Raw genomic sequence first — 13112 nt, forward strand, 5'->3', positions numbered from 1 at the left:
CAGGAGTTGGCATGGCGTGCTCGATCTGCTGATGATCGCGCGCCCCAAGCCGATCTCGACGATCACCTATGAGCCCCCTGGGGGCTCGCCGATGAACCCGACCGGCTGGGTCTACGAGATCTGTCGGCGGCCGGCCTCAGGCGACAAATGTCCTGCCGGCGCCGCGGTGGCGGATTATGGTGGCGTGCGACTGGCGCTGCAGAAGGGGGATACGCTGAAGATCAGGCTGGTGAACCAGCTGCCGCAGCTCGACCCGGCCAAGGTGAATCACAACTCCGATCCCGGCCAGGCCAATTTGTTTCGCAATCCGACCAACCTGCATACCCATGGGCTGATCGTCGAGCCGCGCGCGCCGACGCTGACCGACCAGACGTTCGGGGACTACGTCTTCGTTCAGATCTTCAACTCGGCCAACGGCATGCCGGTGCCGCAGACCACCCATCAGCACGGCTCCAACAAGATGGACTCCGCGGATTACCGCATCGAGATTCCGCGCAACCACCCGTCGGGCCAGTTCTGGTTTCACCCGCACATTCATGGCATTTCGCTCAACCAGGTCTCGCAAGGCCTGGCGGGCATCATCTCGGTCGGCGAGGTCTCGGACTATGCGCATGGCGATGCCAGGCATTCGCCGTTTCCGGACGCGAGCGTGCGCCATCTGATCCTGAAGGATCTTCAGGTCGCGCCCGGCGGCCCGGTGCAGTTCGACAGCGGTCCGGTGGACGTCCAGCCCGGCGAGGTGATCAACCAGCAGGATCCGGGCTTCTGCGCCCAGTTTCCGGCAGACAGCTCCGAAGTGCGTGAGGGGGCGTGCCCGGGCGTCGATCTGTCGGCCGATGGCGGCTCCAACTTCTCCGGCGGCAAATGGTTCTTCACGGTCAACGGCCAGACGTTCCCGAAGATCAAGGTCACCGATCCCGATGGCGAGGTCTGGCGGCTCACCAATGCGTCCGGCAGCCTGTCCTACAATCTTCAGCTGACCGATGACGAGACGCAGAAGCCGATGGTCATGCAGCTGATCTCGGTCGACGGCGTGAGCGTGAACCTGCCGCAGGATACGACGATGGACACCATGGTTCGTCTCGGCGGCGCCCGCTTCAGGGTCGTTCCCTGTCCGCCGTCGCCAACGTCGGGCTTTCATTCGAAGCCGGTCTGCGTCACCCAGATGGTCATGATGCCGAGCTCGCGCACCGAGGTGTTCGTCACCTATCGCGATCCCGCGACAGGTGCCATCGCCAGCCTTGGGCGGTCCGCCTCCGCGACCTTCAAGATGGCCGGATTGACGATGGGTAGCGGCGATCAGTGGCCGGCGGTCGATCTCGCCAAGGTGCACTTCCACCAGCGCGGTTGGCGCAATCACATCGCCTACGCCATGGACATCAGGGGAGACGCCTTGGCGACCATGCAGCCGTCGGGCATCCTCGATGCCAAGGTGCCGTACGCGAACGCCGCGCCGCTGCGTGCCGGCTGCCGTCCGCTGCCGGCGGGGCATCGCCGCCGGATCTTCTTCGGCATCGCCGACCTGACCGACGACGGCACCTTCGGTCTCGGCTATGAGGAGGTCGATCAGAACGGCAACCCGGTGCCCGGCACCCAGCTCCCGGTGAGCCAGTTCGACCCGTCGCAGAACATCGTCTGTCTGCCGCTCGCGCCGGGACAGCGCCCCGTCCACGAGACCTGGGAGCTGGTGCAGCTGTCGACGGAAAATCACAACTTCCACATTCACCAGACGCGCTTCCGGACCGTCAACAGCAAGGCGGGAGAGAACACGCCGCTGTCGGTATCGCTGAACAGGAGCATCGGCGGGGGTATGCTGCAGGACAACGTCCCGCTCGGCGTCGCGACTCCGAACGTCCCGGAAGTAATGGAATCCCAGAGCGGGGTCTGCAGCATCGAGCAGTGGCGGAACGGGCAGTGCACGTCGAAGCCCGTGGTGGTTGATATCCCGTTCTCACAGGTCGGCGAGTTCGTCTATCACTGCCATATTCTCGAACATGAGGACGGAGGCATGATGGCGAAGATCAAGGTCGTGCCCTCGCCCTATGGCGGCAATCCATGGGAGGCAATGAACCAGATGCCGTGGTAGTTGCGGCAGCGGTCTTCTGCCATGTCGTTCACGAGGTCGGCGCCACATCTGCGGCGCCGACCTTCGTTTGTGCGCAGCGATGCTCTTGCGCGGCCGCCTTACCGCCGCGAAGGACGATCGCCTGCCAAACGCGACGCGCTTTCCAGCTCCTGTTCGAAGATGGGATTACGCATTTTGAATCGATCTAAACGGCTGCAAACGTCTTTGCATGACTTTGAAATGTCAGGCTCGCGTGCCGCAAGCTGCGCGAGCGCGGTCCCCGCGATGTGGCGATCTGCAGCAACATTGTTATTCCCCAGCCGCTCCGGCAAATCGCCAACATCGACGCGGCAATTCGCCGCAATCGAAACACTACTCTCTCGACTGACATTCGGAGCCATTTGCAGCGCGCGTGGTTGCGAACGTCGCAAGGACGGAGGCAGACCCGCGAACGGGTAGGGCTGTTTCCGAGGCAAAGTGTGATCGATCGCTCGGGTTCATCGTCGCACTGAACTGGATGGTTCGGAGCGTCGCTGCTGCGGCTTAGACGGCTTCGCAGGAGAGGTTGACAGCGATCGATGCCCTGAGAAGACGAAAATGCGTTCGGCGAGGGAGGGCGTACCATGGAAACAAAGTTGAGGTGGACGAGATGAGCGATTGGTTGAAATGGACGGCGCCCGCCGTGGCCGTCATGTCGATCGCCGCACCGGCCCATGCCATTCAGTACATGAGCGTCGAAGAGGCGCAGAAGGCCGCTTTTCCGGGAGCCAGCTTTTCCGAAGTCCAGCCGGGCCGGGTCTGGAAGTCGAGCAATGGCGGCTACTTCTATTACGATCACGTCGTTGGCAAGCACCTCCTGATCGACTACACGGTTGCCGTCGGACCCGACGGGCGGGTGCGTCGCGTCGACATTCTGAACTATCGCGAATCCTATGGCGGCGAGGTGCACGATGCCAGCTGGCTCGGTCAGTTCGTCGGCAAGAGCAGTCAGAACGAGCTTCGCATCAACTCCGACATTCGCAACATCTCGGGCGCTACGCTGTCCTCGACCCATTTGACCGAGGGCGTTAAGAAGGTGCTGTCGTATCATGCCAGCCACTTCCGCTAGCCTTCGACGAGCACGGGCTCTGCTCGGGACATTCGTCGAGATCGACGTCACGGATGCACGCCGCTGCGATGCGGAGAATGCCGTTGAAGCGGCGTTTTCCGCGGTGACCGACGTGCATCGGCTGATGAGTTTCCACGATCCCGACAGCGACGTGTCGCGGCTGAACCGCGCGGCATCGAGCGGCGTCGTGAAGGTGCATTCCTGGACCTACGCCGTGCTGAAGATGGCGCTCGATGTGACCCATCACTCCGACGGCGCCTTCGACGTTGCCGTCGCCGGCGCGGGAAGGCCGTCTGTGGGCTCGACGGCGCAAGCGGATGTCCCGCAGTCGACTGCGATCGAGTTGCTCGCCGACGACCGCGTCCGTTTCCGCGATTCCGCCGTCAAGATCGATCTCGGCGGCATCGCCAAGGGGTTCGCCGTGGACCGCGCGATCGCGGCGTTGCAGAGCCGCGGCGTGCGCTCCGCAATGGTCAATGCAGGTGGGGACCTCGCCGCCTTCGGGCCCGATGCCCGCATCGTCCACATTCGCGACCCGCGTTTCCCGGACAGGCTTTTGTGCCAGGTCGAAGTCAGCAATGGGGCGCTCGCGTCGTCGGCGCGCCGCTTCGACCCGTTTCGATCGACGGAAACAATGGATACAGCGGTCGTCACGCCTTCGACCCGGCTGCCCACAGGGGCGGCCCACGGCGCCACCGTGAGCGCGCCAACCTGCATGGTTGCCGACGCGCTGACCAAGGTCGTCATGGTCGCCGGCGAGCAGTCCGCGGCGTCATTGGCGCGCTTCCAGGCGAGCGCCATGTTGATTGCGGCGAACGGCGACATTCATACGACACCGGACTGGCAAGGAGTTCACCAGCATGCGGCTTAAAGGCTTGTTTCGGTTCGCCCTCTACGGAATTCTCGGGCTCTTGTTCGCCAGCGGCGCGCTGTGGATCTATGCCGACCAGATGAAGACCCGCACGGAGCTGGACAGCGAGATGTGGCAGCAGGCCGCCGCATACCTGCTGAGCATGCATGGCGGAACTGCAATGGTGACGCTGATGCTGCTTGGGGCGCTCGGTCCCATGCACGTCCAGCGCGCGTGGCGTGCCGGGAAGAATCGAGCGACCGGTATCGTCAGCCTCGCGATGTATGGTCTGCTCATCGCGACGGCGTTCGGGCTCTACTACGTCGGATCCGAAGCGCTTCGGCCCTGGATCAGCACGGTCCACATTGCGTTCGGGCTCGGCGTTCCGGCTGTCATCACCGCCCACATCATCGTCGGCCGCTCGAGCGTTGTCGCCACGGCTCAGTCCGTGCGGCCACAACGTGCGACCTCTCCGACCCTGGTTCCTGCCGATGCGCCTGCCGATGCCGATCTGGTCAACGTCATGAGCAAGGTAGGTTGACCGCATCCGGCGTTCGGCTGGCCGAGCAGGTCTCCATCCCGGCAACGATTTCCTTGCTCGCAGTTGGCCAACCGCCGCATGGAGGAATTTTCCGAGCCGGCGATCGTTGCCCATGAAATGGCTGTTTGATGACTCCCGATCAATCTCGGGCAGCTCGTGGTCTGCTCGACTGGTCTCAGGCTGAATTGGCTGCTCGATCCAATTTGAGTGAGAGTACCATTCGCGATTGCGAAAAAGGCCGCCGGATCCCGTCAATCAACAATTTGGCGGCCGTCAGGCGCGCCCTGGAGGCGGGAGGCGTGCAATTCATCGACGGCGACCAGCCCGGTGTTCGATTGGCGCGCTGATAGTTAACTCCGATCGCTCAGATTCCAAAGTCGCCCTGGGCTCGCTAGCCGCCCATGGAATTGGCCATCATCTACTCTGCAGCCGCGGCAACTTCTGGCGAAGCCAATAGCCGAGTTCAACACTCGGATGGGACCGGCGCCGCGGACGCCTCTTGTTTGCGATCAAGGCGCGAGAATAGCCAATGATGGCTCATTGGTCATTCGCCCTGTTCTTGACGCTTGCCCTGACGCGCCCGCAACCCGGGAAGTGGTTCGAGACCGATTTGGCAGTCCGTAGGCCGGCTCGCGTTCCGAATAGCGATGTAACCTATTGGAATTCCCAGGGTCGGTTTCTCTCTGTGTTTCAGAATGCGCGTTGATTTGTATAGCGGACCGCGCAACTTTTGATTCCGCCATTCGGAGGTTCGATCCCTCCCGCCCCAGCCAGGTCGAGCGCGACAGGCAGGGCTGGATATTGCCGGTGGGAACCATGTCGCCGGCGCGTCCGATGTTTCGGGCGCCTGCGACGGCAAATTTCCGGAAGTCCAGACATGTCGAGGGCTGTGGCTTGGTCGCGCGCCGCGTGATGGTTCACAAATCGTAGCAAACTGAAGGACATGCAGGCGCCTCATGCGGCGCCGCTCCGCTGGCACGATTGCTGCTTACTGAGCCGCCAAACGAGCGCCAGCTCCAGAACAACAGATGCGAGGGGACGTCCGGATGCCAGCCCACAGCTCATTCCTGACCTGAGACCCGGCGACAGGCGATCCCGCCTGTGCGAGCTTCTCGGGTCCGCCCCCGGCGCGGCCCGCGTCCAGACGCATGACGTTGCCCCGGCACGCAATGGAGCCGGCGCGGAAGCGGGTCATAGGCAGACCAGAGAGATAGACCGAGTGAGATCAGGGAGAGAAGATTCGATGTCTGCAACCACCACAGCGGCCGCGGCGCCGCAGAAACCGTTCTACCGGGTCCTCTATGTGCAGGTCCTGTTCGCGATCGTGCTCGGTGTCATCGTCGGCTGGCTCTGGCCCGAGCTCGGCAGGAACGAATGGATCAAGGCGCTGGGCGACGGCTTCGTCAAGCTGATCAAGATGGTGATCGCGCCGGTCATCTTCTGCACCGTCGTGTCGGGCATCGCGCATGTCTCCGAGGTGAAGAAGGTCGGCCGCGTCGCCGTCAAGGCGCTGATCTATTTCGAGATCGTCTCGACCTTCGCGCTCGCGCTCGGGCTCATCGTCGGCAATTTCATTCAGCCCGGGGCAGGCTTCCAGGGCCAGAGCAGCAACGCCGCCGCCGTCGCCAACTACGCCAAGCAGGCGAGCGAGATGAAGTCGGTCGACTTCGTGCTCCACATCATCCCGGACACGGTGGTGGGAGCGTTCGCGCAGGGCGAGATCCTGCAGGTGCTGCTGTTCTCGATTTTGTTCGGCATTTCGCTGATGACGCTCGGTGAGCGCGGCCATACGATGCGCGCGTTCATCGACGACGCCGCGCACGCGATCTTCGGCGTCATCGCCCTCGTGGTGAAGGCCGCTCCGATCGGCGCCTTCGGCGCCATGGCCTTCACCATCGGCCGCTACGGGCCGCAGGCGCTCGGCAACCTCGCCGGCCTGATCGCGACCTTCTATCTCACCGCGCTCACTTTCGTCGTGGTCGTGCTCGGCATCATCGCCCGCATTGCCGGGTTCTCGATCTTCAAGTTCCTCAAATACATCAAGGACGAGCTGCTGATCGTGCTCGGCACCTCGTCGTCCGAGAGCGCGCTGCCGCAGATGATGGAGAAGCTTGAACGCCTCGGCTGCTCCAAGCCGGTCGTCGGCCTGGTGGTTCCGACCGGCTACTCGTTCAATCTCGACGGCACCAACATCTACATGACGCTGGCGACGCTGTTCATTGCGCAGGCGATGAACGTTCACCTGTCCTTCGGTGAGCAGATCACGATCCTGCTGGTCGCGATGCTGACCTCGAAGGGCGCCTCGGGCATCACCGGCGCCGGCTTCATCACCCTGGCCGGAACGCTGGCGGCCGTGCGGCCGGAGCTCGTTCCCGGCATGGCGATCGTGCTCGGCATCGACAAGTTCATGAGCGAGTGCCGCGCACTGACCAATCTGTGCGGCAACGGCGTCGCCTGCGTGATCGTGGCGTGGTGGGAAGGCGAGCTCGATCGCGACAAGCTGCGCATCGCGCTCGATCGCGATATCGACCCGGCCGACGTCGAAGTCGCGGTCACGACGGGATAGGCCTGCGGTCGTGGGGGCGCTGCCGTCGCATTCCAGCGCCGGTGGCGCCGGCCGCGGCCATGCCCAATCGCGATGCCGCCAACATCTCGGATAATCTGCTAAGGTAGCGGCGGGCAGGGGCTCGCCGTGGAGGCATCCCGCCTGGTGCCGCAAGGTCGGCATGGTCTGACCATTGCGACGATACGGCGTATCGTGAACATGGTCGCGCTGGCTGGGGCGGCGGTGCCGGAGGGACGACGTCACCGGCGTGACATCGGAGTCATGCCGTCGCGCCGCGGTCACCCTTGGAGAGGTTCGATGATGGCCGTTGCGCAGCCTGGTGTCCCTCGCATCGTGATCGTCGGCGGCGGCGCCGGCGGCTTGGAGCTCGCGACCCGGCTCGGAGACAGATACGGCCGCAGGGGCAAGCTCGACGTCACCCTGGTCGAGCGCAACCGCACCCATGTCTGGAAGCCGAAGCTGCACGAGATCGCCGCGGGCAGCATGGACCTCTCGGCCCATGAGGTCGACTATCTCGCCCAGGCCTATTGGCACGGCTTCCACTACCGCATCGGCGACATGATCGGCCTCGACCGCGACAAGCGCGAGGTGCTGGTGGCGCCCTATCTCGATGCGGAGGGGCGCGAGGTCACGCCGCGGCGGACCATCCCCTATGACGTGCTCGTCATCGCCATCGGCAGCCAGAACAATGATTTCGGCACGCCCGGCGTGGTCGACCATGCGATCAAGCTGGAATCGCAGCACGACGCCCGGCGCTTCCACGAGCGCATGGTCAACGCCTGCATCCGCGTCCATTCGCAGTCCTCGCCGATCGCGCCGCACCAGCTCAAGGTCGCGATCATCGGCGCCGGCGCGACCGGCGTCGAATTGGCCGCCGAGCTGCATCGCACGACGCGCGAGGTGGTGGCCTATGGTCTCGACCAGGTCGACGCCGAGAAGGACATCAGGATCACGCTGATCGAAGCCGCGGGCCGGGTGCTGCCGGCTTTGCCTGAGCGGGTCTCGCGCGAGACCGAGAAGCTGCTCGCAAAGCTCGGCGTCGAGGTGCTCGTCGGCGCCAAGGTCGCCGAGGTCGGGCCCGACAAGGTGAGCCTCGCCGACGGCCGCGTCATCCCGGCCGAGCTGATCGTCTGGGCCGCGGGCGTCAAGGCGCCCGACTTCCTGAAGGACATCGCGGGGCTGGAAACCAACCGCATCAACCAGCTCGTGGTCAGGCAGACCCTGCAGACCACGCGCGACGAGCGCGTCTTCGCCATTGGCGACTGCTCGGCCTGCTCCTGGGGCGAGCGCGGCAACGTGCCGCCGCGGGCGCAGGCCGCGCATCAGCAGGCCTCGCACCTCTACAAGCAGATTCCGCGCTTCGTCAGGGGCGAGCCGCTGGCGGACTACCGCTATCACGATTTCGGCTCCCTGGTGTCGCTTGGCGAGTTCAGCACGGTCGGCTCGATGATGGGCGCGCTGGTCGGCGGCAATCTGGTGTTCGAAGGCCTGTTCGCGCGGATGATGTATCTGTCGCTCTACAAGATGCACGAATACGCGCTGCACGGGCTCGCCAAGGTCACGCTGGACACGCTGGCGCGCCTGATCACCCGCCGCACCGAGCCGCACGTCAAGCTGCACTGACGGGCGCGCCGAGGGCGCCGGCACGGCCGATTTTGTTGTCGCCTATTGCCCGGCAAGACCTTAGACTTGCAGCACAATTACGGATACGGCAGGCCCGGCCCGGTACATGGGTCCGGGGCGTGATGGGCCTGGACATGATGGGCCTGGAAAAGGGAATGACGGACCTTCCATTCCGGATCGGCCTCGAGGGACATCCCGACGTCACCGCGGTGGTCCGCAGGCGCGCGGGCTTGGTCGTTCGCGGAGTGATGGCGGCTGCGCTGGTCGGCGTCGCGGCATGGCTCGGCTATGCCATTGCCTTTTCCCGCGGGCTCGATCAGCGGCACGCCGCGGCCCAGCAGCGGCTGGCGGTCGAGGCCGCGCAGCTCGACGGCTACCTCTCGCGCTTCGAATATCTGCCCTCGCTGCTGGAGACCTCGCCCGATGTCTTCCGGCTGCTCGGCACGCCGGACGATCGCGCGCTGCAGCAGAGCGTCAGCCTGCATCTGAAGTCGATCAATCTGCTGGCCGGCGCCGACAACCTCTATGTCCTCACCGTCGCCGGTGATGCGATCGCCGCCGCCGACTTCGATCAGCCGGGAACGCCGGTCGGCAGCAACCTGTCCTACCGGCCCTATATGCGCCAGGCGCTGGCGACCGGCCGCGGCGCGTTCTTCGGCATCGGCATCACCAGCGCGCGCGCCGGCTATTACCTGTCCTATGCCGTCAAGCAACAGGGACGGACGATCGGCGTCGCCGTCGTCAAGGTCAATCTCGATGCCTTCGAGCGCGAATGGCGCAACCGCGGCGCCGACATGCTTCTGGTCGACGCCCGCGGCGTCACCATTCTCGCCTCGCGCGAGGAATGGCGATTCCGCCCGTTGACGCCGCTCTCGGTGGATGCGCTCGAGGAAATCGCGACGTCGAAGCCCTATGGCAGCTCCAGCCTCGCGCCGCTCGGCTGGACCTTCATGGAGAGGACCGATCGCGGCGGCCAGGTCGCGACCGAGCGCGGCGCGGTCTACAGCGTCGACGAGCGTCCGCTCAACGGGCGGCAATGGCAGCTGCTGCTGCTCGACGACGAGACGCCGATCCGGCGGACGGCCTTGATCATCGGCACGCTCTCGGGTCTCGCCAGCATCGTGGCGCTGCTGGCGCTCGGCCTGCTGGCGCAGCGACGCCGCGAGATCCGGCAGCGGCTGGCGAGCCAGGCCGCGCTGCAGGCCGCCAATGATCGGCTCGAAATGCGGGTGCAGGAGCGCACCGCCGAATTGCGCGCCGCGCAGGACGAGCTCGTCCATGCCGGCAAGCTTGCCGTGCTCGGCCAGATGTCGGCCGGCATGGTGCACGAGATCAACCAGCCCTTGGCGGCGCTGCAGACTGCTTCCGACAATGCCGTGCAATTCGTCGATCGCGGCATGATTGGGGAGGCCCGCGGCAATCTCATCCGCATCGGCGAGATGGTCCGCCGTCTCGCGCGCCTGACCGGTCAGTTGCGCGTTTTCGCCTACAAATCGAACGCGCCGCTCGATGCCGTCGCGGTCGAGCAGGCCCTGTCCGAGACGTTCAAGATCCTCGGCGCGCGGGTGAAGGACGGCCATGTCGACGTCACCATCGATCTCGCGCCCGAGCTTCGTGTCAGGGCCGATCAGATCCGGCTCGAGCAACTGCTCTGCAACATCATCGCCAACGCGCTCGATGCCGTCGAGGGCGCCGCGCGGAAGTCCATCCACATCCGCGCCGTGCGTGAGGAGGGGCAGTGCCGCATCGCCATCGCCAACAGCGGCCCGGCGATCGCCGCCGATGTCCTGCCGCGCCTGTTCGAGCCCTTCGTCACGACCAAGCCGGCTGGCAAGGGTCTCGGACTTGGGCTCGTCATCGCCAATCACATCGCGCGGTCGTTCGGCGGCGAGCTGCGGGCGCGCAATCTTGAGCCGTCCGGCGCCGAGTTCATCGTGCTGTTGCCGCTTGCCGATTGAAGAGGTTCCCACATGACTCCTGAGCAACCGGTCGGCGTGATCTATGTCGAGGACGACGAGGATGTCCGCATCGGCGCCGTCCAGGCGCTGCAGCTCGCCGGGCTCCCGGTCACGCCGTTCGCCTCCGCCGAAGCCGCGGGCGCGATCGTTCGCGCCGACATGCCGTTCGTGGTGGTCTCCGACGTGCGGCTGCGCGGCAAGAGCGGCACCGAGTGGCTGTCCGAGCTGCACCGGCTCGATCCGGACCTGCCGGTCATCCTGGTCACCGGTCATGGCGACATCTCGATGGCCGTGGAAGCGATGCGCAACGGCGCCTATGACTTCATCGAGAAGCCGTGCTCGTCGGAGCAGCTCGTCTCCGTCGTACGCCGCGCCCTCGACAAGCGTCGCCTGACGCTCGAAGTCCGCACCTTGCGCTCGGCGCTCGCCGACCGCCAGGGCATCGAGGCGAGCCTGCTCGGGCGCTCGCCGCAGATCCAGGAGGTGCGCCGCCTCGTCGCCAATCTGGCCTCGACCAATGTCGACGTGACGATCTATGGCGAGACCGGCACCGGCAAGGACGTCGTCGCCCGTTGCCTGCACGCTCACAGCGCCCGGCGCGGCGGCAACTATGTCGCGGTGAATTGCGGCGGCCTGCCGGAATCACTGGTTGAGAGCGAATTGTTCGGCCACGAGGCCGGCGCCTTCACCGGCGCGACCAAGCAGCGGATCGGCAAGATCGAATATGCCCATGGCGGCACGCTGTTCCTCGACGAAATCGAGAGCATGCCGCTCAGCGTGCAGGTGAAGCTGCTGCGGGCGTTGCAGGACCGCTCGGTCGAGCGCGTCGGCTCCAACAAGCCCGTGGCGGTGGACTGCCGCGTGGTGGCGGCCAGCAAGGCCAATCTGCTCGAGCTCAGCGAGCAGAAGCTGTTCCGTGCCGATCTGTATTATCGTCTCGGCGTCGCCTTCATCGAGCTGCCTCCGTTGCGCGAACGCCGCGAGGATATCCCGATCCTGTTCGAGCACTTCACCCTCGAGGCCGCCAAGCGGTTCGAGCGCGACGCGCCGATCGTGAACGAGCAGACCATGTCGCTGCTGCTCGGCTACTCATGGCCGGGCAACGTGCGCGAGTTGCGCAACGTCGCCGACCGCTTCGTGCTCGGTGTGCTCGACCGCAAGGTCCTCGACCGCTCGGGCGCCGCAGCCTCGGAGCTGTCGCTGCCACGGCAGTTGGAGAACATCGAGCGCTCGATCATCGAGGATGCGTTGCGCCGCAAGCTCGGCGACGTGCCGGCGACCGCGGCGCTGCTGAGCATTCCGAAGCAGACGCTTTACGACAAGATCAAGCGGCTCGCCGTGAAGGTCGATGGCATCCGCGAGGGCGCGCCGCTGCGGCCGCAGTCCTGACCGTGGCTGCATCGCCAGCGCTCGTCCGCATCATCATCGCGTCGACGCCGACCACCACTGCGCTCATCTGATGTTGCGACGCGCGACTTATGCTCCTCGCGGACAGGGGCGTCCTGTGGCGGCAGGAAGGCATCTGTTCCATGCCGGCGATCAGGAACGAATGCTGGAGAAGGCTTGTTGAAGGATCATGACAGGCCGAGACACCCGCGACCTGCGCTCCGGCGCCTACGACCCCGTCAGCAAGGACGGTCTGCCGCAGCCGCAACAGGTCAAGGACAAAACGACGCCCCACCAGCAGGAGCAGTGGGGCGCCGACGTGCGGGCCGAGCCGTTGCCCGGCACCGAGCCGGTGCTTCCGGAAGGGCTCAGGCGCGAGCGGCGTGATCCGCTCAATCGCAACACTGGTCGCCGCGACACCGACTAGTGCGCGGCGACCCAGCGCCTACTTCGCCGCGATCACCATGATCTCGACGGTGTATTGCGGCGCGGCAAGCCCGGCCTCTACGGTGGCGCGAGCCGGGGTGTTGCCGGCCGAGACCCAGCCGTCCCACACGGCGTTCATTTCGCCGAATGTCTTGATGTCGGTGAGGTAGATCGTCGCCGACAACAGCTTCGACTTGTCGGTGCCGGCCTTGGCGAGATGGCCGTCGATGATCGAGAGAATCTCCTCGGTCTGCTTGGTAACGCTTTCACCGGCCGTCTTCTGCGCGACGACGCCGGCGAGATAGACGGTATTGCCATGAACGACGACCTGGCTCATGCGCGGGCCAATTTCGAAACGCTGGATCGACATCGAAGAACTCCTCAAAAGGTCAATTCGGGGCTTCTCCCTAGCGCGTGCGACGCGGCAACGCCAGTCGGCCGAACGGCCACTCTCGCCACCTTGGGGCGTGCGACCTTGCGTTGTCGACAGCGCCGCGGCACACGGAACGCGGCACTTCACGATGATCCGCCCTTGTCGCGCTGCAAGGCGGGCTTGCCCATGGGGCAGGCAAAGGCGGGCGTTTTCCGC

11 protein-coding genes are annotated in these 13112 nt (G+C 65.2%); 10 read left to right on the forward strand and 1 reads right to left on the reverse strand.

Annotated features, from left to right (window positions below):
* The first annotated feature begins 91 nt into the window (after nucleotides 1–91).
* The 10 genes from ACQR03_RS23735 to ACQR03_RS23780 all read left to right on the forward strand — a co-directional run bounded on the left by ACQR03_RS23735 (nucleotide 92) and on the right by ACQR03_RS23780 (nucleotide 12524).
* Nucleotides 92–2086 (forward strand): multicopper oxidase domain-containing protein, encoded by a 1995-nt coding sequence (locus ACQR03_RS23735; protein WP_315715804.1) that lies wholly within the window; start codon nucleotides 92–94, stop codon nucleotides 2084–2086.
* Nucleotides 2087–2714: 628 nt separating this feature from the next.
* Nucleotides 2715–3173: an FMN-binding protein gene (locus ACQR03_RS23740; protein WP_315752014.1), complete on the forward strand. Its 459-nt coding sequence runs from the start codon at nucleotides 2715–2717 to the stop codon at nucleotides 3171–3173.
* The gene (locus ACQR03_RS23745) at nucleotides 3154–4044 is read left to right on the forward strand and encodes an FAD:protein FMN transferase (RefSeq protein ID WP_316186020.1); all 891 of its coding nucleotides are present in this window, start codon (nucleotides 3154–3156) and stop codon (nucleotides 4042–4044) included. The genes ACQR03_RS23740 and ACQR03_RS23745 overlap by 20 nt, the downstream gene beginning before the upstream one ends.
* Nucleotides 4034–4564 carry a hypothetical protein gene (locus tag ACQR03_RS23750; protein ID WP_315828123.1) on the forward strand — a complete coding sequence of 177 codons (531 nt, stop codon included), beginning with the start codon at nucleotides 4034–4036 and terminating at the stop codon, nucleotides 4562–4564. The genes ACQR03_RS23745 and ACQR03_RS23750 overlap by 11 nt, the downstream gene beginning before the upstream one ends.
* 128 nt (nucleotides 4565–4692) lie before the next feature.
* The gene (locus ACQR03_RS23755) at nucleotides 4693–4911 is read left to right on the forward strand and encodes a helix-turn-helix domain-containing protein (RefSeq protein WP_316174716.1); all 219 of its coding nucleotides are present in this window, start codon (nucleotides 4693–4695) and stop codon (nucleotides 4909–4911) included.
* A gap of 896 nt (nucleotides 4912–5807) precedes the next feature.
* Nucleotides 5808–7130: a dicarboxylate/amino acid:cation symporter gene (locus tag ACQR03_RS23760; protein WP_315715597.1), complete on the forward strand. Its 1323-nt coding sequence runs from the start codon at nucleotides 5808–5810 to the stop codon at nucleotides 7128–7130.
* Nucleotides 7131–7430: 300 nt separating this feature from the next.
* A complete protein-coding gene (locus tag ACQR03_RS23765; protein WP_315715806.1) occupies nucleotides 7431–8753 on the forward strand; it encodes an NAD(P)/FAD-dependent oxidoreductase in 1323 nt (440 codons plus the stop codon).
* 155 nt (nucleotides 8754–8908) lie between these two features.
* On the forward strand, nucleotides 8909–10711 hold the full coding sequence (locus ACQR03_RS23770) for a sensor histidine kinase (protein WP_434841942.1): 1803 nt from the start codon (nucleotides 8909–8911) through the stop codon (nucleotides 10709–10711).
* Between the two features lie 12 nt (nucleotides 10712–10723).
* Complete coding sequence (locus ACQR03_RS23775; RefSeq protein WP_316202521.1) at nucleotides 10724–12100, forward strand: sigma-54-dependent transcriptional regulator; 1377 nt, start codon at nucleotides 10724–10726, stop codon at nucleotides 12098–12100.
* A gap of 187 nt (nucleotides 12101–12287) precedes the next feature.
* A complete protein-coding gene (locus tag ACQR03_RS23780; protein WP_316170665.1) occupies nucleotides 12288–12524 on the forward strand; it encodes a hypothetical protein in 237 nt (78 codons plus the stop codon).
* 18 nt (nucleotides 12525–12542) lie between these two features.
* On the opposite strand, the gene ACQR03_RS23785 is transcribed toward ACQR03_RS23780, so the two are convergent.
* Nucleotides 12543–12893: a RidA family protein gene (locus tag ACQR03_RS23785; protein WP_315715601.1), complete on the reverse strand. Its 351-nt coding sequence runs from the start codon at nucleotides 12891–12893 to the stop codon at nucleotides 12543–12545.
* Between the last annotated feature and the right edge of the window lie 219 nt (nucleotides 12894–13112).

Origin of the sequence: Bradyrhizobium sp. HKCCYLS3070 (assembly GCF_051167575.1) — a bacterium.
Taxonomy (GTDB): Bacteria; Pseudomonadota; Alphaproteobacteria; order Rhizobiales; family Xanthobacteraceae; genus Bradyrhizobium.

Bases quoted from the DNA above. Each gene is read 5' to 3' on its own strand.
- ACQR03_RS23785 (WP_315715601.1), bottom strand. From the start codon at position 12,893: ATGTCGATCCAGCGTTTCGAAATTGGCCCGCGCATGAGCCAGGTCGTC.
- ACQR03_RS23755 (WP_316174716.1), top strand. From the start codon at position 4,693: ATGACTCCCGATCAATCTCGGGCAGCTCGTGGTCTGCTCGACTGGTCT.
- ACQR03_RS23770 (WP_434841942.1), top strand. From the start codon at position 8,909: ATGACGGACCTTCCATTCCGGATCGGCCTCGAGGGACATCCCGACGTC.
- ACQR03_RS23750 (WP_315828123.1), top strand. From the start codon at position 4,034: ATGCGGCTTAAAGGCTTGTTTCGGTTCGCCCTCTACGGAATTCTCGGG.
- ACQR03_RS23765 (WP_315715806.1), top strand. From the start codon at position 7,431: ATGGCCGTTGCGCAGCCTGGTGTCCCTCGCATCGTGATCGTCGGCGGC.
- ACQR03_RS23735 (WP_315715804.1), top strand. From the start codon at position 92: ATGAACCCGACCGGCTGGGTCTACGAGATCTGTCGGCGGCCGGCCTCA.
- ACQR03_RS23745 (WP_316186020.1), top strand. From the start codon at position 3,154: ATGCCAGCCACTTCCGCTAGCCTTCGACGAGCACGGGCTCTGCTCGGG.
- ACQR03_RS23780 (WP_316170665.1), top strand. From the start codon at position 12,288: ATGACAGGCCGAGACACCCGCGACCTGCGCTCCGGCGCCTACGACCCC.
- ACQR03_RS23775 (WP_316202521.1), top strand. From the start codon at position 10,724: ATGACTCCTGAGCAACCGGTCGGCGTGATCTATGTCGAGGACGACGAG.
- ACQR03_RS23740 (WP_315752014.1), top strand. From the start codon at position 2,715: ATGAGCGATTGGTTGAAATGGACGGCGCCCGCCGTGGCCGTCATGTCG.
- ACQR03_RS23760 (WP_315715597.1), top strand. From the start codon at position 5,808: ATGTCTGCAACCACCACAGCGGCCGCGGCGCCGCAGAAACCGTTCTAC.